This window comes from Paracoccaceae bacterium Fryx2 (assembly GCA_032334235.1).
Lineage (GTDB): Bacteria > Pseudomonadota > Alphaproteobacteria > Rhodobacterales > Rhodobacteraceae > JAVSGI01.
Genome location: JAVSGI010000003.1, coordinates 895,484 through 917,736 on the forward strand (window position 1 = coordinate 895,484; position 22,253 = coordinate 917,736).

Genomic DNA, 22,253 nt, shown 5'->3' on the forward strand with positions numbered 1-22,253 from the left:
CGGAGGCACTGCACCAGAAACAAAAAGCCCCCGCCGTTTCCGGCAGGGGCCTCGATCTGTCGTCGGGGTTGCCCCCTGCCTTACCAGTCTTCGCGGATCACGACGCGGGTCAGAACCGGAAGCTTCATCGCGCCGAGGCGAAGCGCCTCGCGGGCGATGATTTCAGAGACGCCGTCGATCTCAAACATGATGCGGCCGGGTTTCACCTTGGCCGCCCAGTAGTCGGTGGAGCCTTTGCCCTTGCCCATCCGCACTTCGGTCGGCTTGGACGAGACCGGCACATCCGGGAATATCCGGATCCAGACCCGGCCCTGACGCTTCATGTGGCGGGTGATCGCGCGGCGGGCCGCCTCGATCTGCCGCGCTGTGACGCGCTCGGGTTCGGTGGCTTTCAGGCCGAAGGTGCCGAAGTTCAGCATGAAGCCGCCCTTGGCTTCGCCGTGAATCCGGCCCTTGAACTGTTTGCGGAACTTAGTCCGTTTCGGTTGCAGCATTGTCTTGCTCCCTTACGCGCGTTCGCGGCGCGGCTGGCGCGGTGCGGCGCCTTCCTGGGCCTCGGCGTGACGGCGGTCATGCGCCTGCGGATCATGCTCAAGGATTTCGCCTTTGAAGATCCAGACCTTCACACCGATGATCCCATAGGGGGTCATGGCTTCGGACAGGGCATAGTCGATGTCGGCACGCAGCGTGTGCAGCGGCACACGGCCTTCGCGATACCATTCGGTGCGGGCGATCTCGGCGCCGCCAAGGCGGCCCGCGACGTTCACGCGAATGCCAAGCGCGCCGATCCGCATGGCATTCTGCACGCCGCGCTTCATGGCGCGACGGAAGGACACCCGGCGCTCCATCTGCTGGGCGATGCTTTCGGCCACCAGCTGGGCGTCAAGCTCCGGCTTGCGGACCTCGACGATGTTCAGGTGCAGTTCGGACTTGGTGAACACCGTCAGCTTCTTGCGCAGACCTTCGATGTCTGCGCCCTTCTTGCCGATGATGACGCCGGGGCGGGCAGTGTGGATCGTGACGCGGCACTTCTTGTGCGGACGTTCGATGATCACCTTGCTGACGCCGGCCTGCTTGCATTCTTCGTGGATGAATTCACGCATCCGCAGATCTTCGAGCAGCAGATTGCCGTAGTCTTTCGATTCGGCGAACCAGCGGCTGTCCCAGGTGCGGTTGACCTGAAGGCGCATGCCGATCGGATTGACCTTCTGACCCATTACGCAGTCTCCCCGACTTGGCGGACCTTGATGGTCAGCTCGCTGAACGGTTTCATGATCTTGCCGAAACGACCACGCGCCCGCGGACGGCCGCGCTTCAGCGTCAGGTTCTTGCCGCAATAGGCCTCGGCAACCACCAGTTCATCGACATCGAGACCGTGGTTGTTCTCGGCATTGGCAATCGCCGACTGCAGGCACTTCAGCACGTCCTGGCTGATGCGCTTCTTCGAGAACACCAGTTCGGCGATCGCCTTCTCTACCTTCTTGCCACGGATCAGCGCGGCAACCAGGTTCAGCTTCTGCGGCGAGGTGCGAAGCATCTTGGCTTTCGCCATGGCTTCGTTGTCTTCCACGCGGCGCGGGTTCTTTTCCTTGCCCATGGCTTACTTCCTCTTCGCTTTCTTGTCGGCGGCGTGACCGTAGTAGGTCCGCGTCGGCGAATATTCACCGAACTTCTGGCCGATCATCTCTTCGGTGATCGCAACCGGGATATGCTTCTTGCCGTTGTAGACGGCAAAAGTCAGCCCGACGAATTGCGGCAGGATGGTGGAACGGCGCGACCAGATCTTGATCACTTCGCTTTTCCCAGAGTCTTTCGCTTTCTCGGCCTTTTTCAGGACGTAAGCGTCAACGAAAGGGCCTTTCCAAACAGAACGTGCCATGGATCAGCGCCCCTTCTTCGCGTTGCGCGAACGGACGATGTACTTGTCCGTTGTCTTGTTCTTGCGGGTCTTGTTGCCCTTGGTCCCTTTACCCCACGGGGTAACCGGGTGGCGACCACCAGAGGTCCGGCCTTCACCACCACCATGGGGGTGGTCGATCGGGTTCATGGCCACGCCGCGCACCGTCGGGCGAACGCCCTTGTGGCGCATCCGGCCGGCCTTGCCGAAGTTCTGGTTCGAATTGTCGGGGTTCGACACCGCGCCAACCGTCGCCATGCATTCCTGGCGCACCATCCGCAGCTCGCCCGACGACAGGCGAATCTGCGCGTAGCCGCCATCGCGGCCGACGAACTGGGCATAGGTGCCCGCCGCGCGGGCCAGCTGGCCGCCCTTGCCGGGCTTCAGCTCGACGTTGTGGACGATCGTGCCGATCGGCATCCCCGAGAACGGCATTGCGTTGCCCGGCTTCACGTCGGTCTTGGCGCCGGCGACAACGGAGTCACCGATGGCAAGGCGCTGCGGCGCGAGGATATAGGCAAGCTCGCCATCCTCGTACTTCACCAGCGCGATGAAGGCGGTGCGGTTGGGATCGTACTCGATCCGCTCGACCACTGCCGCCATGTCGAATTTCGTGCGCTTGAAATCAACGATGCGGTAAAGGCGCTTTGCCCCACCGCCGTGATGCCACATCGTGACGCGTCCGGTATTGTTCCGGCCACCCGATTTCGTCAAACCCTCGGTGAGGGCTTTGACCGGACGGCCTTTCCACAGCTCCGAACGGTCGATCAGAACCAACCCGCGTTGGCCAGGCGTCGTCGGCTTATACGACTTGAGTGCCATGCTTTCTGTCTTCCGTCAGCTTGAGGGCCATTGCTGGCCCGGTGCAGGGCTCCGAAGATCCCCATGGATAAAATTCCACGGCCCCGGAAAACCCGGGGCCGCGAGATTCGCAGCGTTCTATCAAAGGCCGGTGGAAACGTCGATGCTGTTTCCAGCCTCGAGCGTGACATAGGCCTTTTTCTTGTCCGAGCGCACGCCGGGGCGGCCCTTGAACTTCTTGGTCTTGCCCTTGGTGATGGTGGTGTTGACCGCCTTAACCTTCACGTTGAAGATCGCCTCGACGGCTTCCTTGATCGCGGGCTTGGTCGCATCCATCGCCACCTGGAAGACAACCGCATTGGCTTCGCCAACCATGGTCGCCTTTTCGGTGATGATCGGCTTGCGGATCACGTCGTAATGTTCGGGTTTCACGGTCATTTCAGACGCGCCTCCAGAGCTTCGACACCCGCCTTGGTGATCACGAGCTGATCACGCTTGAGAATGTCATACACGTTGGCCCCCATCGACGGCAGCACGTCGATCCCTTCGATGTTGCGGGCGGCCAGCGCGAAGTTCGCGTCAACCTCCGCACCGTCGATGATCAGGACGCGCTTCCAGCCCAGTTCCTTGACGGCTTTCGCCAGGATCGAGGCCTTGGCTTCCGCCATGTTGACCGAGTCGATGATGATCAGTTCACCCGCCGCGGCCTTGGCCGACAGCGCGTGACGCAGACCCAGCGCCCGGAACTTCTTGGTCAGATCATGCGCGTGGCTGCGCGGGGTCGGACCCTTGACCACGCCGCCGTGCCGGAAGATCGGCGCCTTCTTGGAACCGTGGCGCGCGCCGCCGGTGCCCTTCTGGCGATAGATCTTCTTGGTCGAGTAAGACACTTCGGCGCGGGTCAGCGTCGAGTGGGTGCCGGCCTGGGCTTTCGCCCGCTGCCAGCGCACCACCCGGTGCAGGATGTCGGCGCGCGGCTCCAGGCCGAAAATCGCGTCGTCGAGGTCGATGGAGCCCGCAGTGCTGGCGTCCAGCTTGATCACGTCAGCCTTCATTGTTTTCGCCTCCGGTGGAGGGTTGTGCGGCAGCAACCAGACCCGCTTCTTCGACAGCAGCCTGTTCGGCGGCCAGCGCAGCGGCGTGTTCGGCTTCCGCGGCGGCAGCAGCGGCAGCAGCGGCTTCGGCAGCGGCATGTGCCGCGGCAGCAGCCGAGCGCAGGGCCGCAGGCATGATCACGTTGTCAGGAACCGGCTTCTTCACCGCATCCTTGATCGTGACCCAGCCGCCCTTGGAACCGGGAACCGCGCCCTTGATCATGATCAGGCCGCGGTCGCTGTCGGTCCGCACGACCTGCAGGTTCTGCGTGGTCGACCGGACGGCACCCATGTGGCCCGCCATCTTCTTGCCCTTGAACACCTTGCCGGGGTCCTGGCACTGGCCGGTGGACCCGTGCGAACGGTGCGAAACCGACACACCATGCGACGCCCGGAGGCCGCCGAAGTTGTGCCGCTTCATGGCCCCTTGGAAGCCCTTGCCGATCGAGGTGCCGGCCACGTCGACGAACTGACCCGCGAAGTAGTGGTCAGCCGTGATCTCTTCGCCCACGCCGATCATGCAATCCGGGGTGACCCGGAATTCCGCGATCTTGCGCTTCGGCGCGACATTCGCCTTGGCGAAATGGCCGCGCATACCTGCGGTCGTCCGCTTGGCCTTGGCCAGACCGGCGCCGAGCTGGACGGCGGTGTAGCCATCCTTGTCGGCCGTCCGCTGCGCCACGACCTGCAGGGCATCGAGTTGAAGAACGGTGACAGGAACCTGCTTGCCGTCTTCCAGGAACAGCCGGGTCATGCCCAGCTTCTTTGCGATTACGCCAGAGCGCATGGTCATGCCCTCCTTAAACTTTGATCTCGACATCCACGCCGGCCGCGAGGTCGAGCTTCATAAGCGCGTCCACGGTCTGCGGGGTCGGATCAATGATGTCGAGAAGACGCTTGTGCGTCCGGATTTCCCACTGGTCGCGCGACTTCTTGTCGATGTGCGGACCGCGCAGAACCGTGAACTTCTCGATCTTGTTCGGCAGCGGAATCGTGCCGCGCACTTGCGCGCCGGTCCGCTTGGCCGTGTTCACGATTTCCAGCGTGCTGGCATCCAGCACGCGGTAATCGAAGGCTTTCAGCCTGATACGGATGGTCTGTGTCATATGGTGCCCTCGGGCTTGGCGGGTAGCGGGGGCGATTTTTCGTAGAAAAATCGTGTCCCCCGCCCCTCTTCCAATTAAGCGATGATTTTCGAGACGACGCCTGCACCGACGGTGCGGCCGCCTTCACGGATGGCGAAGCGCAGTTTTTCTTCCATGGCGATCGGCTGGATCAGTTCCACGTTGAACTTCAGGTTGTCGCCCGGCATCACCATTTCGGTGCCTTCCGGCAGTTGCACGGTGCCGGTCACGTCGGTGGTGCGGAAGTAGAACTGCGGGCGGTAGTTGGCGAAGAACGGCGTGTGGCGGCCGCCCTCTTCCTTGGTCAGGATGTAGGCTTCGGCTTCGAACTTGGTGTGCGGCTTCACCGAGCCGGGCTTGCACAGCACCTGCCCGCGCTCGATGCCCTCGCGGTCGACGCCGCGCAGCAGCAGGCCGACGTTGTCGCCCGCCTGGCCCTGGTCCAAGAGCTTGCGGAACATCTCGACGCCGGTGCAGACCGTCTTCTTGTTCGGGCGAATGCCGACGATCTCGACTTCCTCGCCAACCTTGACGATGCCGCGCTCGATCCGGCCGGTGGCAACCGTGCCGCGGCCCGAGATCGAGAACACGTCCTCGACCGGCATCAGGAACGGCTGGTCAACCGCACGCGCCGGGGTCGGGATATACTCGTCGACCGCCTTCATCAGCGCGCGGACCGAGTCCTCGCCGATGTCCTTGCGCATGCCGATCATCGCCTGGTGGGCCGAGCCCTTGATGATCGGAATGTCGTCGCCCGGGTATTCGTAGGACGACAGCAGTTCGCGGATTTCCATCTCGACCAGTTCGATCAGTTCCTCGTCATCGACGAGGTCGATCTTGTTCATGTAGACGACCATGTAGGGAATGCCGACCTGACGGCCGAGCAGGATGTGCTCGCGCGTCTGCGGCATCGGGCCGTCCGAGGCCGCAACCACCAGGATCGCGCCGTCCATCTGCGCCGCGCCGGTGATCATGTTCTTCACATAGTCGGCGTGGCCGGGGCAGTCGACGTGGGCGTAGTGGCGGTTCTCGGTCTCGTATTCCACATGCGCGGTCGAGATCGTGATCCCGCGCGCCCGCTCTTCCGGCGCGCCGTCGATCTGGTCGTAGGCCTTGAACTCGCCGAAATACTTGGTGATCGCCGCCGTCAGCGTCGTCTTGCCGTGGTCAACGTGGCCGATCGTGCCGATGTTGACGTGCGGTTTGTTGCGTTCAAACTTTGCCTTTGCCATGATGGCCTCCTATTTTCGTTCGATGCGGCGGGTCGCCCCGCCCTACAGGTCTGGTAGGGCGGGGTTCACCCCGCCACACCGGTTAAGCGTATTTCTTCTGAATCTCGTCCGAGATGTTCTGCGGCACGGCATCGTAGTGGTCGAACGACATCGAGAAGTTGGCCCGCCCCGAGGACATCGACCGCAGCGTGTTGATGTAGCCGAACATGTTGGCCAGCGGCACCATCGCGGTGATGATGTTCGCATTGGCGCGGCTGTCCTGCCCCTGAACCATGCCCCGACGCGAGGTCAGGTCGCCGATGATGCCGCCGGTGTATTCTTCCGGGGTCACGACTTCGACCTTCATGATCGGTTCCAGCAGCTTGGCACCGGCCTTCTTCAGCCCTTCGCGCATCCCGGCCCGGGCGGCGATTTCGAACGCCAGCACCGAGGAGTCGACGTCGTGGTAGGCCCCGTCGATCAGCGCCACCTTGAAGTCGATCACCGGGAAACCGGCCAGCGGACCCGAATCCATCACCGACTTGATGCCCTTTTCGACGCCCGGAATGTATTCCTTCGGCACCGAACCGCCGACGACCTTGCTTTCGAACGAATAGCCCACGCCCGGCTCAGTCGGGGTGATCACCAGCTTGACGCGGGCGAACTGGCCCGTGCCGCCGGTCTGTTTCTTGTGGGTATAGTCGATCTCGGCTTCGCGCGAGATGGTCTCGCGGTAGGCCACCTGCGGCGCGCCGATGTTGGCCTCGACCTTGAACTCGCGGCGCATCCGGTCAACCAGGATGTCGAGGTGAAGCTCGCCCATGCCCTTCATGATCGTCTGGCCCGACTCGAAGTCGGTTTCCACGCGGAACGACGGGTCTTCGGCGGCAAGACGCGCAAGCGCGATGCCCATCTTCTCCTGGTCGGCCTTCGACTTCGGCTCGATCGCGATCTCGATGACCGGCTGCGGGAAGGTCATGGTTTCCAGCACCACCGGCTTTGCCGGATCGCACAGGGTGTCGCCCGTGGTGGTTTCCTTCAGACCCGCAAGCGCGATGATGTCGCCGGCAAAGGCTTCATCGATTTCTTCGCGGTTGATGGCGTGCATCATCATCATGCGGCCGACGCGTTCCTTGCGCTGCTTGGTCGCATTCAGCATGGCGTCGCCCTTCTTGAGCTGGCCAGAGTAGATGCGCGTGAAGGTCAGCGAGCCGACGAAGGGGTCGTTCATGATCTTGAACGCAAGGCCCGAGAAAGGCTGCGCGTCATCGGCGGAACGCTCGATGTTGCGGGTTTCCGTCTCGTCGCCCGGCGCGAAGCCGAGGTAGGGCGGCACGTCCAGCGGGGTCGGCAGATAGTCGATCACGGCGTTCAGCATCGGCTGCACGCCCTTGTTCTTGAACGACGACCCACACAGCATCGGAACGAACGAGATCGACAGGCAGCCCTTGCGGATCAGGCCGCGCAGGGTTTCCTCCGAAGGCTCGTTGCCCTCGAGATAGGCTTCCATGGCCTCGTCGTCCTGCTCGACAGCGACTTCCAGCAGGTTGTGACGCCATTCGTTGGCGAGTTCCTGAAGGTCGGCGCGGATCGGCTGGCGCACCCAGGAGGCGCCCAGATCGTCACCCTGATAGACCCACTCTTCCATCGTGATCAGGTCGACAATGCCTTCCAGCTTGTCTTCCGCCCCGATCGGAATCTGGATCGGCAGCGGGGTGGCCCCGGTGCGGTCCTTGATCATCTTGACGCAGTTGTAGAAATCGGCGCCGGTCTTGTCCATCTTGTTGACGAACACGATGCGCGGCACCTTGTAGCGGTCAGCCTGACGCCACACGGTTTCGGTCTGCGGTTCGACGCCCGCGTTGCCGTCCAGCAGCACCACGGCACCATCCAGCACCGCCAGCGAACGCTCGACTTCGATGGTGAAGTCCACGTGGCCGGGGGTGTCGATGATGTTGAAGCGGTATTTGTCTTTCGCTTCATGCACCAGGCCGGGATCGACCGTGCGTTCCCAGAAGGTCGTGGTCGCAGCCGAAGTGATCGTGATCCCGCGTTCCTGCTCCTGCTCCATCCAGTCCATCGTCGCGGCGCCATCATGCACCTCGCCGATCTTGTGGGATTTGCCGGTGTAGAACAGGATCCGCTCGGTCGTCGTGGTCTTGCCCGCGTCGATGTGGGCAATGATACCGAAGTTGCGGTAGCGGGTCAGGGGATATTCGCGTGCCATTGGGGTGCCTCAGGCTGAATGGATTACCAGCGGTAATGGCTGAACGCTTTGTTCGCGTCGGCCATCTTGTGGGTGTCTTCGCGCTTTTTCACGGCGGTTCCACGGTTGTTGCAGGCATCCGACAGTTCGGCGGCCAGGCGTTCTTCCATGGTGTTCTCGTTGCGCTTGCGGGCGGCGATGATCAGCCAGCGGATCGCCAGCGCCTCGCGGCGCTCGATGCGCACTTCGACGGGAACCTGGTAGGTCGCACCGCCGACACGACGCGAGCGCACTTCCACCGAAGGCTTCACGTTGTCGAGCGCCTCGTGGAACGCCTCGATCGGGGCGCGCTTCAGGCGCGTCTGAACCCGGTCGAGCGCATTGTACACAATGCTCTCGGCGACGGATTTCTTGCCGTCGATCATCAGGTTGTTCATGAACTTGGTCAGAACCCGATCACCATACTTGGCATCGGGCAGTACTTCGCGCTTCTCGGCGGCGTGACGACGGGACATCTGTCGCTCTCCTTATTTCGGACGCTTCGCGCCGTATTTCGAACGGCGTTGACGACGGTCTTTCACGCCCTGGGTATCCAGCACACCGCGCAGGATGTGGTAACGGACACCCGGAAGGTCTTTGATACGGCCGCCACGGATCAGGACAACAGAGTGTTCCTGAAGGTTGTGCTTTTCGCCGGGAATGTAGCAGATGACCTCGAAGCTGTTGGTCAGACGCACCTTCGCGACTTTCCGCATGGCCGAGTTCGGTTTCTTCGGCGTGGTGGTATAGACGCGCGTGCAAACGCCACGTTTTTGCGGGCAGGATTCCAAGTGCTGCGACTTGGACCTTTTCACGCGCGGCTCCCGCGGCTTGCGGATGAGCTGTTGAATCGTCGGCATCAGGTTCGCCCTTTGTTGCAACCCGTTCAATCGTCGCCCGTCAGCGACATTTCCGGGGGCATTTCGTTCGCAAGTGAATTGCGCGACCGCAAAACACCAAAACCGCATGCGCCCCCTTCGCAGGAGCGACGCGGTGGAATTACAGAGGATCGGGGCTTGCGCCCGGATCGTGACCACTTCGATTCTGAGACCCGAAGAACACAATGGTCCCCTCAGGTCGTGGCCGTATAGGGGGAGTCGCCGGGGTTGTCAACATGCGCCGGGGCCTTATCGGGAACGGCCTTGCTGCGGCTTGCGCCCGGTCAGCACCGCTCTGTGGTGCAATCGCTCCGGGTGCAGCAGCAGCGCGTAAAGCCCCAGCGCCACCGCGCTGACAAAGATCGCGGCAAAGGCCGTGTCCGACAGGAAATGCCGCCCCGTGGCGACCCGCATCCCCGCGCCGATCACCACCAGCGCGGCCAGCCCCGCCGCCACCTTGCGGCCGGGCCAAAGCCGACCGCTCCGGTAGGCCAGCACCACCAGCGCCGAGATCGCCAACGCCACCACCGCCGACCCTTCGCCCGACACGAAGGAACAGTTGCGCACGCATTGCCCGGTCCACTGCTGCACCGCCGTGAAGGGCAGCGCGCCGCCGAACTCGGTAACATCGGCGGGGCGCACCCGGCCCCAATGCGCCTTCAACACCAGGTTCACCAGAACCCCCGGCCCCAGAATGTATAGCGCCGCGACAAAGCCCCAGATCCGCGCGGGCAGGCCGAACACCATCCGCCCCCGCCACAGGCACAGCCCGAAGGCCAGCGCCGAAAGCGCCACCGTCAGCAGGCTGGCATCCCATATCAGATGCCGCAGTCGGGACAGCGGCCGACTATGTGTCAGCCAGAACCCGGCCTCGGGGTCGTGGAACAGGCCCGACACCCAAAGGTCAATCCCCGGCCAGGTTCCGAACAGCACAAGGCAGCCAAAGGCCACGGCAAGCAGCCAGAGCGACCAGCGCCGCAGGTCAGGGGCGGGCATCGCGGCAATCCTCGCTCAGCAGATACCCGGCCAGCGACTTGCGGGCATGTGCCCCGCCTGCGGTGTCGAACCGCACCACCGGTGCCAGGGGCGCACCCAGGCACACGGGGGCCGCCTCGCTGACCAGCAGCAGCGGGCCGCGTAGATCGTCCGGCAGCGGATGGGTCTGTTCATAGAAATTGCGCGGACGACCCTCGGGGCGCGGGGCATGGAAGGCAAGGCCGGTCCCTGCCCCGGTGTAGAACAGATCGGCCAGCAGGTCGCGGTTCTCCACCAGCACGGGCACCCCGCCCGCAGCTTGCGCCGCCGCAATGATCTGGCGGCTGAGGTCGGCGCGTCCCAGATACCGCTCCAGCAGCGGTGCGTCGCGGCCAAACCGCGCCTCGGGCATCAGGGTCAGCAACGGCAGCGCCAGCGCAATCGCCCCGTTCACCGCCAGCGACAGCCAGAGCAGACGCGGCGCCCGCGCGACAAGCGCCGGGACAACCACAAGAACCCCCCCGAAATAGGCCGCGACCGCCCAGTTGGCATAGGCTTTCTCCAGCAGCGCCTGCACGCAGACCACGGCCAACACCGGCAGCACGAAGGCCAGCAATGCCCGTTCGACGCCCGGGGCAGACCGCAGCGCCCGCCACAGCAGCGCGCCAAACAGCACCGGGCCGAAGACTGCAAACTGCGCGCCGAAAAAACCGGCCAGCCCCCCAAGGTTCAGCGCAGCACCGCCGCGCAGCCAGCCGACATTGTCCATCGTATGCTCGACCGTCGCCAGATCGTGACCAAGGTTCCACAGGATGTTGGGCAGGATCACCAGCCCGAAGGCCAGCAGCATCGCGCCCACCGCCCGCCACGGCAGCCGCATCGCCGGGCTGATCAGCGCCGCGAGCCCGGCCCCCAGCAGGAAATAGACCGCCGCATACTTCGCCAGAAACGCCAGCCCCGCAGCCGCCCCGGCCAGCGCGGCAAACCGCGCCTTGCCACTGTCCACCGCGATGAAATGGAACAGCAGCGCCGCGGCGAAGAACGGCGCCATGATCGTGTCGGTCGAGATCAGCAGCGACCCCACAGCAACCATCGGCAGCGTCACGTAGCTTGCCGCCACCCACACCGCCACCCGCGCCCCGTAAAGCCGCGCCGCCAGCGCCGCGAGGATCAGTGCCGTCACGCCGTGGAAAATCGCACCTGGCATCCGCACCCAGAACGCTGCATCCGACCCCGCCAGATCGGTCACCGCGCGGATCACCCAGGCGATCAGCGGCGGCTTGGAATAATAGCCGAAGTCGAGCGTCTGCCCCCAGAGCCAGTACTGGCTTTCATCGACAAACAGATCGGTGCCGTTGAACGCCAGTGCGGCCAGCCGCAGCACGGTGACGGCCCCCACCAGCAGCGCCGCAGGGAACAGCCAGCCGCTGTCAGACCGCTTCACGGGCTTCATTGCGGATCAGCCACAGGTTGCGCGCATAGATCACTACCCCCAGCGATTGCCCCAGGATGAACACCGGATCGGCGCGGTAGATCGCATACGACAGCAGCACCACCCCCCCCGCCATCGAGAAATACCAGAATGCCACCGGTATCACCGACTTGCGCACCCGCTCCGACGCGATCCACTGCACGATGAACCGACCCGAGAACATAAGCTGGCCGAACAGGCCAAAGCTGATCCAGGCCAACTCGGCAGGCGAGTCGACGTGGAAGATCGACATCAGTTTATCCATTGCGTTTCTCCGGCAAGGCCGCCGAAAGCTCGGCAGGATGGGCCTTCTTGCGCCGCTTCAGCAGCCACATCACACCGGCCAGATCGACGATGCCGACCAGCCCGCGCTGAAGGTTGGAATAGTTCGACTGCCCGGCGCCCCGCGCCCGGTGCGTCACGTCGACATGCGCCACCTGCCAGCCGTCGCGCGCGAACAGCGCGGGCAGGTAGCGGTGCATGTGGTCGAAATAGGGCAGCCGGAGGAAGGCCTCGCGGCGGAAGGCCTTCAGCCCGCAGCCGGTGTCGCGCGTGCCGTCGCCCAGCAGCCAGCCGCGCAGGCCGTTGGCAAAGCGCGAGGCCAGCTTCTTCGACCAGGTGTCCTGCCGCCCGACCCGCTGCCCCGCCACCAGCCCGATCGCCTCCGCCCCCGGCGCCAGCAAGGGCGCCAGCAGGCGGGGCAATTCTTCGGGCGGGTTCTGGCCGTCGCCGTCCAGCGTCAGCACCAGCGGCGCGGTTGCCGCCAGCACGCCCGACTGCACGGCGGCGCTTTGCCCGCCCGACCGCTCGTGCCGCAGCAGGCGCAGATGCAGCGCGGTCGCCATGCGGGCCTGCACAACGGCGGCTGTGCCGTCGCCAGACCCGTCATCGACCACGATCACCTCGTGCGCGCCGATGCCCGCCAGCGCCGCGTCGATGCCATCCAGAAGCGTGCCGATGTTTTCCGCCTCGTTCCGGGCCGGGATGACGACAGTGACAATGAACATCGGGGATACAGCCTTTTCGCCCGTCCGGGCCTTTTCACGCGCTTCTGTGTCGGAATTCCGTGTCAGTCAAGTGACATTGGCGGCAGCGCGATCACGCTTCGGCGGGGTTTGTTCCGGCGCGTGCGTGTTTCGCTTGATGGTGGGCATCGATTTCACGGGATCATGGGCAGTCATTTCGCGTGAAGCTGGGCACTGATTTCGCGGGATCGCGGGCAGGTCTGGTCGGCAAATTGAGGATAGTTGCGCCTTCAGGAATGAAGGGGTGGCTTGATGCCGACAGGACGATTGAACATGCGCCGGATACGAGATGTTTTGCGATTGAAGCTTGGGCAAGGCCTGAGCGAGCGGTCCATTGCCGCTTCCCTCGGTCTGAGCAAGGGGAGCGTCGGAAGCTACACCCAACGGGCGCGTCATGCCGGGCTCACGTGGCCCTTGCCGGAGGGGATCGATGACGACAGCCTTGAACTTCTTTTGTTTCCAGCCCCGCCCACGGTGCCGGACGCGGAGCGGCTTGTGCCCGACTGGGCGGAGATTGACCGCGAGTTGCGCCGCCCTGGGGTGACGCGGATGCTGCTCTGGGAAGAATACCGTGCCGCGCACCCCGGGGGTTTTGCCTATACTTGGTTTTGCACGCATTACGAGGCTTGGAAGGGTCGGGTGCGCCCGACGATGCGCCAGACACATGTGGGCGGCGAGAAGGTGTTCGTTGACTTTGCCGGCGACACCATCGACGTGATCGACCCCACGACCGGCGAAGCGCGGGCCATGAAGCTGTTCGTGGCGGCAATGGGGGCATCGAATCACACCTATGCCGAGGCGGTGGCATCGGAGGGGTTGGAAGATTGGATCCTCGCGCATATCCGGATGTTCGCCTTTCTGGGCGGCGTGCCAAAGGCGGTGGTTCCGGACAATCTGAAGTCCGCCGTGATCAAGGCAGACCGGTTTGATCCGGGGCTGAACCGGACCTATGCCGAGATGGCGGCGCATTATGGCACCGCCGTTCTGCCCGCCCGGCCGCGCAAACCCCGGGACAAGGCGAAGGTGGAAGTGGCTGTCCAAGTGGCACAACGCTGGATTCTGGCGCGGCTGCGGAACCACCGGTTCTTCTCATTGGCCGAGTTGAACGTGGCGATCCGGCGGCTGCTGGACGAGTTGAACATGCGCGTGATGCGCGGCTATGGCGCCAGCCGCGCCGATCTGTTTGCCACTTTGGATCGGCCCAATCTTCAGCCCCTACCGCCCGAACCTTATGTCTTCGCCCGCTGGAAGCGCGCCCGCGTGGCACCCGACTATCACGTTGAGGTCGACAGCTCATGGTATTCCGTGCCCTTCGCGCTGATCAAACAAGAGGTCGATGTTCGCACAAGCGGCCAGACGGTCGAGATATTCCATCGTGGTCAGAGGGTTGCGAGCCACGTGCGCACCCCGGGGCGGCGCAGCCATGTCACCGTGGCCGACCATATGCCATCGGCCCATCGTCGCTTTGCCGAATGGACCCCGGCCAGAATGCTGGCGCAGGCAACCAAGACCGGCCCCGCCGTCGCCGCCTTTTGCGAGATGGTGATGGCTGACCGCCCCCATCCTGAACAGGGGTTCCGCACCTGCCTGGGTGTGCTGGCCTTGGTCAAAACCTATGGGCCGGAGCGCGTTGATGCGGCCTGCCAGCGGGGTGTGACCATCCGGGCCCGCACCGTCACCTCCATTCGTTCGATCCTCAAGACCGGCCTCGATCGCGCCTTCCTGGAAGGCTCCGAAGAGGTCGCCCCCCTCCAGCACGCCAACATTCGTGGCGGCAGCTATTACCATTGAGAAAGGACTAAAATGCTGACCCATCCCACCCACGACCGACTGTTGGCGCTCGGCCTGACCGGCATTGCATCGGCGCTCGAAGAACAACGCAGGTCAACCGCCTTCGACGCCCTCTCGTTCGAAGAGCGTCTCGGCCTGCTGGTCGACCGCGAGGCTGCAGAGCGCGACACCAAGAAACTGGCCTCCCGGCTCAAGTTTGCGGCTCTGCGCCAAGATGCCAGCGTCGAGGATCTGGACCTGCGCAGCCCACGTGGTCTTGACCGCAGTGTCATGGCGCATCTTGCCGATGGCGGCTGGATCGCCCGGCACGAGAACCTGCTGATAACCGGGCCGACCGGTTTGGGCAAAAGCTGGATCGCCTGCGCCCTTGGCCACAAGGCGTGCCGGGATGGGCGGCCCGTCCTCTATCAACGTGCGCCGCGCATGTTCGAGGCCCTTGCTCTGGCCCGTGGCGATGGCCGCCATGAACGCATCCTCAAAACCATCGCCCGCATGGATGTGCTGATCATTGACGATTGGGGCCTCGCCGTCCTCACCGCCCCGGAGCGCCGTGACCTGCTGGAAATCCTCGAAGACCGCCACGGCCGCGCTTCCACCATCGTCACAAGCCAACTCCCCGTTGACCAGTGGCACGAAGCCATCGGCGACCCAACGCTCGCAGATGCCATCCTCGACCGCCTCGTTCACAACGCACACCGCCTCACCCTCTCAGGTGAAAGCCTGCGCAGGCGCTCCGCCGTCACAAAAAAGCTTGACCAAATCGTTCAAGCCTGACTCCATGAAAGCGTCGGCCAGCCTGCCCACGATCCCGTGAAATGACTGCCCAGAATGGCGCGAAACGCGTGCCCACGATCGCGCGAAATCAGCGCCCATTCTCCGCGAAATCCGCACCGGCGCGCAAGCGGCGTTCACGAAACATGGTGTAAAGCCCGCTGCCAACCACGATGCAGGCCCCAAGCACCGTCCAGTGATCCGGCAGCGTGCCGAACGACAGCCAGCCCAGCAGAATGGCCCACAACAGCGCCATGTAGCGGAAGGGTGCCACAAAGCCGATGTCGCCGACCCGCATCGTCATCACCACGAACAGATAGCCCACGATCACCGCGACCGCCGCCCCGCCCAAGAGCAGCGCCTCGCGCAGCGCGACCGGGTCCCAGCCGGTGAAGGCCGTGCCCGCCAGCCCCATCACCGTGACCCAGACAGCCGACCAGATCGCGACCGTGACAGACGGCACCCCGGCCGACAGCCGCCGGGTGACCAGATCGCGCACCACCACGCAGGCTACCGAGGCCAGCCCCATCACCGACCAGATGTCGAAGCCCCCCGTACCGGGGCGGATGATGATCAGCACCCCGACGAACCCCACCACGATCGCCGCCATCCGCCGCCAGCCCACCCTGTCGCCGAAGACCAGCGCACCGACCAGCGTTACCGCCAGCGGCAGCGACTGCATGATGGCCGAAAGGTTGGCCAGCGGCATGTGAACCAGCGCCGCCAGAAACAGGATCGTGGCCCCCACCTCGGCAAGCGACCGGATCACCACGATCCGCCCGTCGCGCCCGCCGGGGATCAGCCGCAACCCGCCCATCAGCGCCACGATGACCGCCAGCATCACCAGCGTTGCCAGCCCCCGCAGGCTGATCGCCTCGAACAGCGGCAAGACCTGGGTCACCGCCTTCATGCAGCTGTCGTTGATGGTAAAGGCGGCCATCGCGATGTTCATGTAAAGCGCGCCGCGCATGTTGTCGGAAATCTGCATGATGCCGCTGGCCCCTGGTCACTGCCGCACAGATCTATCGTCGCCCGGTGCCCGGCGGAAGGGCAAAGAAAACCCGCCGCATCAGTCGAGTGGCAAGGGTTGCCGAACCATGCGTCTGACAACGAACCGCTTTTCACCGTTGCCGTAAGGCACGGCCACCATGGCGCCTTGCGTGAAGCCCAAACCCGCCACGGTCACGCCCGGGGCGTCATCTGCGACGCCGAGAAGTTCGATGTCGGCAACCGGGGCATCATGGCCGACAAATTGCAGAACGTTCATCTTGCCGTTCTTCAATGACAGATTGCCAAGTAGCCAAATCGAGTCGGAAGCTACCACATCCCCGGGGCGGATGTGTGACAAGACCCTTGAAAAATCGGCATTCCGATAGCCCGGTGACACGAGGGAAGCATATGGCAGCGCAATGACGGCAAGAGCCCATAAACTGCAAAGAAGGAAAGATAGCCTTCCCTGCCCGCCAGAGTGAAGGTTTGCCCAGACTATTACCGTGAAGTACACCACCAAAGGCCAGGAAAACGGTACGAACCAACGCCCCTTGAATTCCGTTGCATTCACGGCAACGGACAAGATCAAGGCCAGGAGTATTGCAATCAAGGCAGTCCAGCGCAGCAACTCAGGTTTCATGATCGGCTGCGAGGACGACCATTTGCGCCTCGCGAAGGCGAAACCGAGCAGGACCGCTCCCGGCAGGGCATAGACCCCGGCAAGCGCATCAGCAAAGTCGCCCGAAAGATGTAGAAAGTTCGCGAAACTCCGATCGGACACGATCGACAGCTTGTGAACGCTTCCCATCGTTCCCTTCATCAGCGTGGCGTAAAAGTAAAGTGCCGGAGAGGCCACGCTGATCGCCACGATTGCCGTCAAGACAAGACGCTGCGGATTGATTGACGTGCGCAGATCTTTCAGAAGGATTGCCGCCCCCACCAGTCCACCGATCAGGAAAACGAAGTTGAACTTGGATATCACCCCCAGTCCAAGCACAGCTCCGAAGACCAGGTAATCTATCCGCCGCCCATGCTGCGCTACCCGCAGGAATGTCAGCAATGCCACCGCCGACAGGCAAACCGCCAATACGCTGTGGGTCAGGGCGCGTTGGGATTCCCACAGAATGTCGGGCATGAGACCAAGCGACAACGTCCCAATGCAGGCAGCAGCGGCGGCAATCCCGGAGCCGCGCAGAAACCTGAATATGCAAAATAGTGTCGCGCTTAGAATCGAAGCCTTGAGTGCCGCAACGCTGAACAGATTTCGGCCAAATAATTCAGAAAATCCCCATTGAATCCAGTTGTAAAGCGGCGGTTGCGGCCCATAGCCGAAGTCAAGCGTTTGCGATTGCCAGAATGTTTCGGCCTCGTCAAGCTCCAGCGTGGGACCGATTGACAATCTCATGGCAAGCTGAATTGAGAAGTATAGAACGATCACAGCCGGGAAATAGCGGTCAATTCTGCGGTCGCTCAGGCCGTCAAACATCTTTCCACCGCTTTCAGGCTTTCGTGGACAAATGACCCGGTTCGGGAAGTTGCGCATTCCGCCAGACGGCTTGTCAATTGATTGTCGTGTCCGCTTCGCGATGCGCGATCGGCCTGCGACCGAGGCCATGAATTCCACGAGAAGCTTCTCGGCAAAGAGCCCCGCACCTGGTCGGGCGGGGCTCCATTGTTCTCACATCTGTCAGGTCTCAGAGATCGCGGCTTTCGACGGTATCAACCAGACCGCTTTCGCCCTCGACATCCATCACCTCGATCACCGGGGCTGCCAGACGTGCGGCGGCTTCGGCTTCGCTGCGACGCGCCTCGACCACCTTCAGATCGCGGTCGGCGGCGATCTTCTTGATGCGGCTGGTCGCCCCGCCGGTGCCTGCCGGGATCAGCCGGCCGACGATGACGTTTTCCTTCAGCCCCACCAGTTTGTCGCGCTTGCCCTGAACCGAGGCTTCGGTCAGCACGCGGGTGGTTTCCTGGAAGGACGCCGCCGAGATGAAGCTGCGGGTCTGCAAGCTTGCCTTGGTGATGCCCAGCAGGATCGGCTCTGCCACCGCCGGGCGCATCCCCAGCGTCAGCGCCTTGGAGTTGTACTCGTCAAGCTCGGCCTTGTCGACATGCTCGCCCTTGAGCAGCGTCGTCTCGCCCGATTCCAGGATCTCGAACTTCTGCAGCATCTGCCGCACGATCACCTCGATGTGCTTGTCGTTGATCTTCACGCCCTGCAGGCGGTAAACGTCCTGCACTTCGTCGATCATGTAGTTCGCAAGCGCCTCGACCCCCAGGATCCGCAGGATGTCGTGCGGGGCCGGGTTGCCGTCCATGATGTAGTCGCCCTTCTGGACGAAGTCGCCTTCCTGAACCGGAATGTGCTTGCCCTTGGGCACCATGTATTCCATCGGCGCCAGCGTGTCGTCGACCGGCTCGATGGTGATACGGCGCTTGTTCTTGTAGTCTTTCCCGAAGCGCACATAGCCGTCGGATTCCGCGATGATCGCGTGATCCTTCGGGCGGCGTGCCTCGAACAGTTCCGCCACGCGGGGGAGACCCCCTGTGATGTCCTTGGTCTTGGCGCCCTCGCGCGGAATCCGCGCCACCACGTCGCCCGGCCGGATGTCCTGGCCGTCTTCGACCGACAGGATGGCATCCACCGACATCGGATAGGAAATCGGGTTGCCGCCTTCGTTGCGCACCGGGTCGCCGGTCGCCGGGTCCATGATGATGACTTCCGGCTTCAGGTCGTTGCCCTTGGGGGCAGAGCGCCAGTCCGACACGATCTTCTGTGTCATGCCTGTCGCTTCATCCGTGTCTTCGCGCACCGAGATGCCCGAAACGAGGTCCACAAACCGCGCCAAACCGCCCTTTTCGGCGATGATCGGCAGGGTGTAGGGGTCCCATTCGAACAGCTTGGCACCGCGCTTGACCGGCTGGCCATCCTTGCTGTGCACCTTGGCGCCGTAAAGCACCTTGTGCGTTGCCCGTTCCTGGCCAAGCTCGTCGATGATGGCGATGCTCATGTTCCGGCCCATGACGATGAATTCGCCATTGGCGTTTTCCAGCAGGCTGGCGTTGCGGAACTCGATCTTGCCTTCCTGGCTGGCCTCAAGGAACGACTGCTGGCCGCCCTGCGCGATGCCGCCGATGTGGAACGTCCGCATCGTCAGCTGCGTGCCGGGTTCGCCGATCGACTGTGCGGCGATGATGCCGACAGCCTCGCCCTGGTTGACCAGCGTGCCGCGGGCAAGGTCGCGCCCGTAGCACATGGCGCAGACGCCTTCCTCGGCTTCGCAGGTCAGCGGGCTGCGGATGCGCGCCGAAACCACGCTCGCCTGGTCGATCAGGTCGGCCCGGCGTTCGTCGATCAGCTCGCCCCGTGCCACGACCACCTCGTCGGTGCCCGGCACAAGGATGTCATCCGCCGCAACCCGGCCCAGCACGCGCTCGGCAAGGCTCGACACCACTTCGCCATCGTTGATCGCCGCAACCGCGGTGATGGCGTTTTCGGTGCCGCAATCATGGCTGCGCACGATGCAATCCTGCGCCACGTCCACCAGACGCCGCGTCAGATAGCCCGAGTTCGCCGTCTTCAGCGCGGTATCGGCCAGACCCTTCCGGGCGCCGTGGGTCGAGTTGAAGTATTCAAGAACGGTCAGACCTTCCTTGAAGTTCGAGATGATCGGCGTCTCGATGATCTCGCCCGAAGGCTTGGCCATCAGGCCGCGCATCCCGCCAAGCTGCTTCATCTGCGCAGGCGAGCCCCGCGCACCGGAGTGCGACATCATGTAGACCGAGTTCGGTTCCTTCTCCGCCCCCGCATCATCCACGTGCACCGCCGAGATGGCCGACATCATGTCGGCGGCCACCTTGTCGGAACATTTCGACCAGGCGTCCACGACCTTGTTGTACTTCTCGCCCTGGGTGATCAGGCCGTCCATGTACTGCTGCTCGAATTCCTTCACCTGATCGCGGACCAGGTTGACGGTTTCCCACTTGTTGTCGGGGATCAGCATGTCGTCCTTGCCGAAGGAAATCCCGGCACGGAAGGCTTCGCGGAAGCCCATGGTCATGATCTGGTCGCAGAAGATGACAGACTCCTTCTGACCGCAATAGCGGTAGACGGTGTCGATGACGTTCTGCACGTCCTTCTTCCGCAGCAGGCGGTTCACCAGGTCGAACGGTGCCTTCGCATTCAGCGGCAGCAGGTTGCCAAGGCGCAGGCGGCCGGGCGTGGTTTCATACCGCTTCCAGACCTCGTTGCCCTCTTCGTCGATCTGCTTGATCCGCGCCCGCACCTTGGAGTGCAGATGCACAACCCCGGCCGCCAGCGCATGTTCGACCTCGTCCACCCCGGCGAAGGCCATGCCTTCCCCGACCATGCCCTTGCGTTCCATGGTGGTGTAGTAAAGCCCCAGCACCATGTCCTGCGACGGCACGATGATCGGCGCGCCGTTGGCGGGCGACAGCACGTTGTTGGTCGACATCATCAGCACGCGCGCTTCCAGCTGGGCCTCAAGGCTCAGCGGAACGTGAACCGCCATCTGGTCGCCGTCGAAGTCGGCGTTGAAGGCCGAGCAGACCAGCGGGTGAAGCTGGATCGCCTTGCCTTCGATCAGGATCGGCTCGAACGCCTGGATGCCCAGACGGTGCAGCGTCGGCGCGCGGTTCAGCAGAACCGGGTGTTCGCGGATCACTTCATCCAGAATGTCCCATACCTCGGGACGCTCTTTTTCCACCAGCTTCTTCGCCTGCTTGACGGTGCTGGAAAGCCCCTTCGCCTCAAGCCGCGAATAGATGAACGGCTTGAAAAGTTCGAGCGCCATCTTCTTCGGCAGGCCGCACTGGTGCAGCTTCAGTTCCGGCCCGGTCACGATGACCGACCGGCCCGAGAAGTCGACCCGCTTGCCCAGAAGGTTCTGCCGGAAGCGGCCCTGCTTGCCCTTGAGCATGTCGGACAGCGATTTCAGCGGGCGCTTGTTGGTGCCCGTGATCACGCGGCCACGACGGCCGTTGTCGAACAGCGCGTCGACCGCTTCCTGCAGCATCCGCTTTTCGTTGCGCACGATGATGTCCGGCGCGCGCAGTTCGATCAGCCGCTTGAGGCGGTTGTTGCGGTTGATGACCCGGCGGTAGAGGTCGTTCAGGTCCGACGTGGCAAAGCGGCCGCCGTCCAGCGGGACCAGCGGGCGCAACTCCGGCGGGATCACCGGCAGCACAGTCAGGATCATCCATTCCGGGCGGTTGCCGGAATCGAGGAAGCTTTCCACGATCTTCAGCCGCTTGATGATCTTCTTCGGCTTCAGCTCGCCGGTGGCTTCCTTCAGGTCTTCGCGCAACTGCTGGGCGGTGCTGTCCAGATCAATGGCGGCCAGCATTTCGCGGATCGCTTCGGCGCCGATGTTGGCGGTGAAGGCGTCGGCACCATACTGGTCCTGCGCGTCGAGGAATTCCTCCTCGGTCATCAGCTGGCCATAGGTCAGGTCGGTCAGACCCGGCTCGATCACCACGTAGTTCTCGAAGTAGAGAATCCGCTCCAGATCGCGCAGCGTCATGTCGAGCATCAGGCCGATCCGGCTCGGAAGCGACTTCAGGAACCAGATGTGCGCGACCGGGGCGGCCAGTTCGATATGGCCCATCCGCTCGCGGCGCACCTTCTGCAAGGTCACCTCCACGCCGCATTTCTCGCAGACGACGCCGCGATACTTCATGCGCTTGTACTTGCCGCAGAGGCACTCGTAGTCCTTGATCGGCCCGAAGATCCGGGCACAGAACAGCCCGTCACGTTCCGGCTTGAACGTGCGGTAGTTGATGGTTTCCGGCTTCTTGATCTCGCCATAGGACCACGAGAGAATCCGCTCGGGGCTGGCGAGCGAGATCTTGATCTCGTCGAAGGTCTTGACGGGAGCAACCGGGTTGAACGGGTTGGTCGAGAGTTCCTGGTTCATTTCATCTTCCCAATTGAAGGGCTGCGGTCAGAGGGTGAGGG

Annotated in this window: 22 protein-coding genes; 2 read left to right on the top strand and 20 right to left on the bottom strand. The window is 63.4% G+C overall.

Annotated elements, in window-relative coordinates; translation table 11 throughout:
• Positions 1 to 80 precede the first annotated feature (80 nt).
• The 17 genes from rplP to RNZ50_05425 form a co-directional block, all read right to left on the bottom strand.
• Positions 81 to 494 (bottom strand): 50S ribosomal protein L16, encoded by a 414-nt coding sequence (gene rplP, locus RNZ50_05345; protein ID MDT8854464.1) that lies wholly within the window; start codon positions 492 to 494, stop codon positions 81 to 83.
• Between the two features lie 12 nt (positions 495 to 506).
• Complete coding sequence (rpsC, locus tag RNZ50_05350; GenBank protein ID MDT8854465.1) at positions 507 to 1,217, bottom strand: 30S ribosomal protein S3; 711 nt, start codon at positions 1,215 to 1,217, stop codon at positions 507 to 509.
• Positions 1,217 to 1,597, bottom strand: coding sequence for a 50S ribosomal protein L22 (rplV, locus tag RNZ50_05355; protein ID MDT8854466.1), 381 nt, complete (start codon positions 1,595 to 1,597; stop codon positions 1,217 to 1,219). Before rplV ends, rpsC begins: the two co-directional genes overlap by 1 nt.
• A 3-nt stretch (positions 1,598 to 1,600) precedes the next feature.
• On the bottom strand, positions 1,601 to 1,879 hold the full coding sequence (gene rpsS / locus RNZ50_05360) for a 30S ribosomal protein S19 (protein MDT8854467.1): 279 nt from the start codon (positions 1,877 to 1,879) through the stop codon (positions 1,601 to 1,603).
• Positions 1,880 to 1,882: 3 nt separating this feature from the next.
• Complete coding sequence (rplB, locus tag RNZ50_05365; protein ID MDT8854468.1) at positions 1,883 to 2,719, bottom strand: 50S ribosomal protein L2; 837 nt, start codon at positions 2,717 to 2,719, stop codon at positions 1,883 to 1,885.
• 120 nt (positions 2,720 to 2,839) lie between these two features.
• Positions 2,840 to 3,136 (bottom strand): 50S ribosomal protein L23, encoded by a 297-nt coding sequence (locus tag RNZ50_05370; GenBank protein MDT8854469.1) that lies wholly within the window; start codon positions 3,134 to 3,136, stop codon positions 2,840 to 2,842.
• Positions 3,133 to 3,753, bottom strand: a complete 621-nt coding sequence (gene rplD / locus RNZ50_05375) for a 50S ribosomal protein L4 (protein ID MDT8854470.1) — start codon at positions 3,751 to 3,753, stop codon at positions 3,133 to 3,135. The genes RNZ50_05370 and rplD overlap by 4 nt, the downstream gene beginning before the upstream one ends.
• A complete protein-coding gene (rplC, locus tag RNZ50_05380; protein ID MDT8854471.1) occupies positions 3,743 to 4,579 on the bottom strand; it encodes a 50S ribosomal protein L3 in 837 nt (278 codons plus the stop codon). The genes rplD and rplC overlap by 11 nt, the downstream gene beginning before the upstream one ends.
• A 13-nt stretch (positions 4,580 to 4,592) precedes the next feature.
• On the bottom strand, positions 4,593 to 4,898 hold the full coding sequence (gene rpsJ, locus RNZ50_05385; GenBank protein MDT8854472.1) for a 30S ribosomal protein S10: 306 nt from the start codon (positions 4,896 to 4,898) through the stop codon (positions 4,593 to 4,595).
• A gap of 74 nt (positions 4,899 to 4,972) precedes the next feature.
• Positions 4,973 to 6,148 (bottom strand): elongation factor Tu, encoded by a 1,176-nt coding sequence (gene tuf / locus RNZ50_05390; protein ID MDT8854473.1) that lies wholly within the window; start codon positions 6,146 to 6,148, stop codon positions 4,973 to 4,975.
• A gap of 82 nt (positions 6,149 to 6,230) precedes the next feature.
• A complete protein-coding gene (gene fusA / locus RNZ50_05395; protein ID MDT8854474.1) occupies positions 6,231 to 8,354 on the bottom strand; it encodes an elongation factor G in 2,124 nt (707 codons plus the stop codon).
• A 23-nt stretch (positions 8,355 to 8,377) separates the two neighbouring features.
• Positions 8,378 to 8,848 carry a 30S ribosomal protein S7 gene (gene rpsG, locus RNZ50_05400; GenBank protein MDT8854475.1) on the bottom strand — a complete coding sequence of 157 codons (471 nt, stop codon included), beginning with the start codon at positions 8,846 to 8,848 and terminating at the stop codon, positions 8,378 to 8,380.
• 12 nt (positions 8,849 to 8,860) lie between these two features.
• Positions 8,861 to 9,232, bottom strand: a complete 372-nt coding sequence (gene rpsL / locus RNZ50_05405) for a 30S ribosomal protein S12 (protein MDT8854476.1) — start codon at positions 9,230 to 9,232, stop codon at positions 8,861 to 8,863.
• 267 nt (positions 9,233 to 9,499) lie between these two features.
• The gene (locus RNZ50_05410) at positions 9,500 to 10,246 is read right to left on the bottom strand and encodes a phosphatase PAP2 family protein (GenBank protein ID MDT8854477.1); all 747 of its coding nucleotides are present in this window, start codon (positions 10,244 to 10,246) and stop codon (positions 9,500 to 9,502) included.
• Positions 10,233 to 11,678, bottom strand: a complete 1,446-nt coding sequence (locus RNZ50_05415) for a glycosyltransferase family 39 protein (GenBank protein MDT8854478.1) — start codon at positions 11,676 to 11,678, stop codon at positions 10,233 to 10,235. Before RNZ50_05415 ends, RNZ50_05410 begins: the two co-directional genes overlap by 14 nt.
• Positions 11,656 to 11,961, bottom strand: a complete 306-nt coding sequence (locus RNZ50_05420) for a lipid-A-disaccharide synthase N-terminal domain-containing protein (GenBank protein ID MDT8854479.1) — start codon at positions 11,959 to 11,961, stop codon at positions 11,656 to 11,658. The genes RNZ50_05415 and RNZ50_05420 overlap by 23 nt, the downstream gene beginning before the upstream one ends.
• Positions 11,954 to 12,703: a glycosyltransferase family 2 protein gene (locus RNZ50_05425; GenBank protein MDT8854480.1), complete on the bottom strand. Its 750-nt coding sequence runs from the start codon at positions 12,701 to 12,703 to the stop codon at positions 11,954 to 11,956. The genes RNZ50_05420 and RNZ50_05425 overlap by 8 nt, the downstream gene beginning before the upstream one ends.
• A 270-nt stretch (positions 12,704 to 12,973) precedes the next feature.
• Here RNZ50_05425 and istA point away from each other — a divergent pair, with 270 nt between their 5' ends.
• On the top strand, positions 12,974 to 14,512 hold the full coding sequence (gene istA / locus RNZ50_05430; protein MDT8854481.1) for an IS21 family transposase: 1,539 nt from the start codon (positions 12,974 to 12,976) through the stop codon (positions 14,510 to 14,512).
• A gap of 12 nt (positions 14,513 to 14,524) precedes the next feature.
• Positions 14,525 to 15,286 (top strand): IS21-like element helper ATPase IstB, encoded by a 762-nt coding sequence (gene istB / locus RNZ50_05435; GenBank protein ID MDT8854482.1) that lies wholly within the window; start codon positions 14,525 to 14,527, stop codon positions 15,284 to 15,286.
• 88 nt (positions 15,287 to 15,374) lie between these two features.
• Here istB and RNZ50_05440 read toward each other — a convergent pair whose 3' ends face one another.
• From RNZ50_05440 to rpoC, 3 genes are all read right to left on the bottom strand, one after another.
• Positions 15,375 to 16,271 carry a DMT family transporter gene (locus RNZ50_05440; GenBank protein ID MDT8854483.1) on the bottom strand — a complete coding sequence of 299 codons (897 nt, stop codon included), beginning with the start codon at positions 16,269 to 16,271 and terminating at the stop codon, positions 15,375 to 15,377.
• Between the two features lie 81 nt (positions 16,272 to 16,352).
• Positions 16,353 to 17,888: a glycosyltransferase family 39 protein gene (locus RNZ50_05445; GenBank protein ID MDT8854484.1), complete on the bottom strand. Its 1,536-nt coding sequence runs from the start codon at positions 17,886 to 17,888 to the stop codon at positions 16,353 to 16,355.
• A gap of 79 nt (positions 17,889 to 17,967) precedes the next feature.
• On the bottom strand, positions 17,968 to 22,212 hold the full coding sequence (gene rpoC / locus RNZ50_05450; GenBank protein ID MDT8854485.1) for a DNA-directed RNA polymerase subunit beta': 4,245 nt from the start codon (positions 22,210 to 22,212) through the stop codon (positions 17,968 to 17,970).
• Between the last annotated feature and the right edge of the window lie 41 nt (positions 22,213 to 22,253).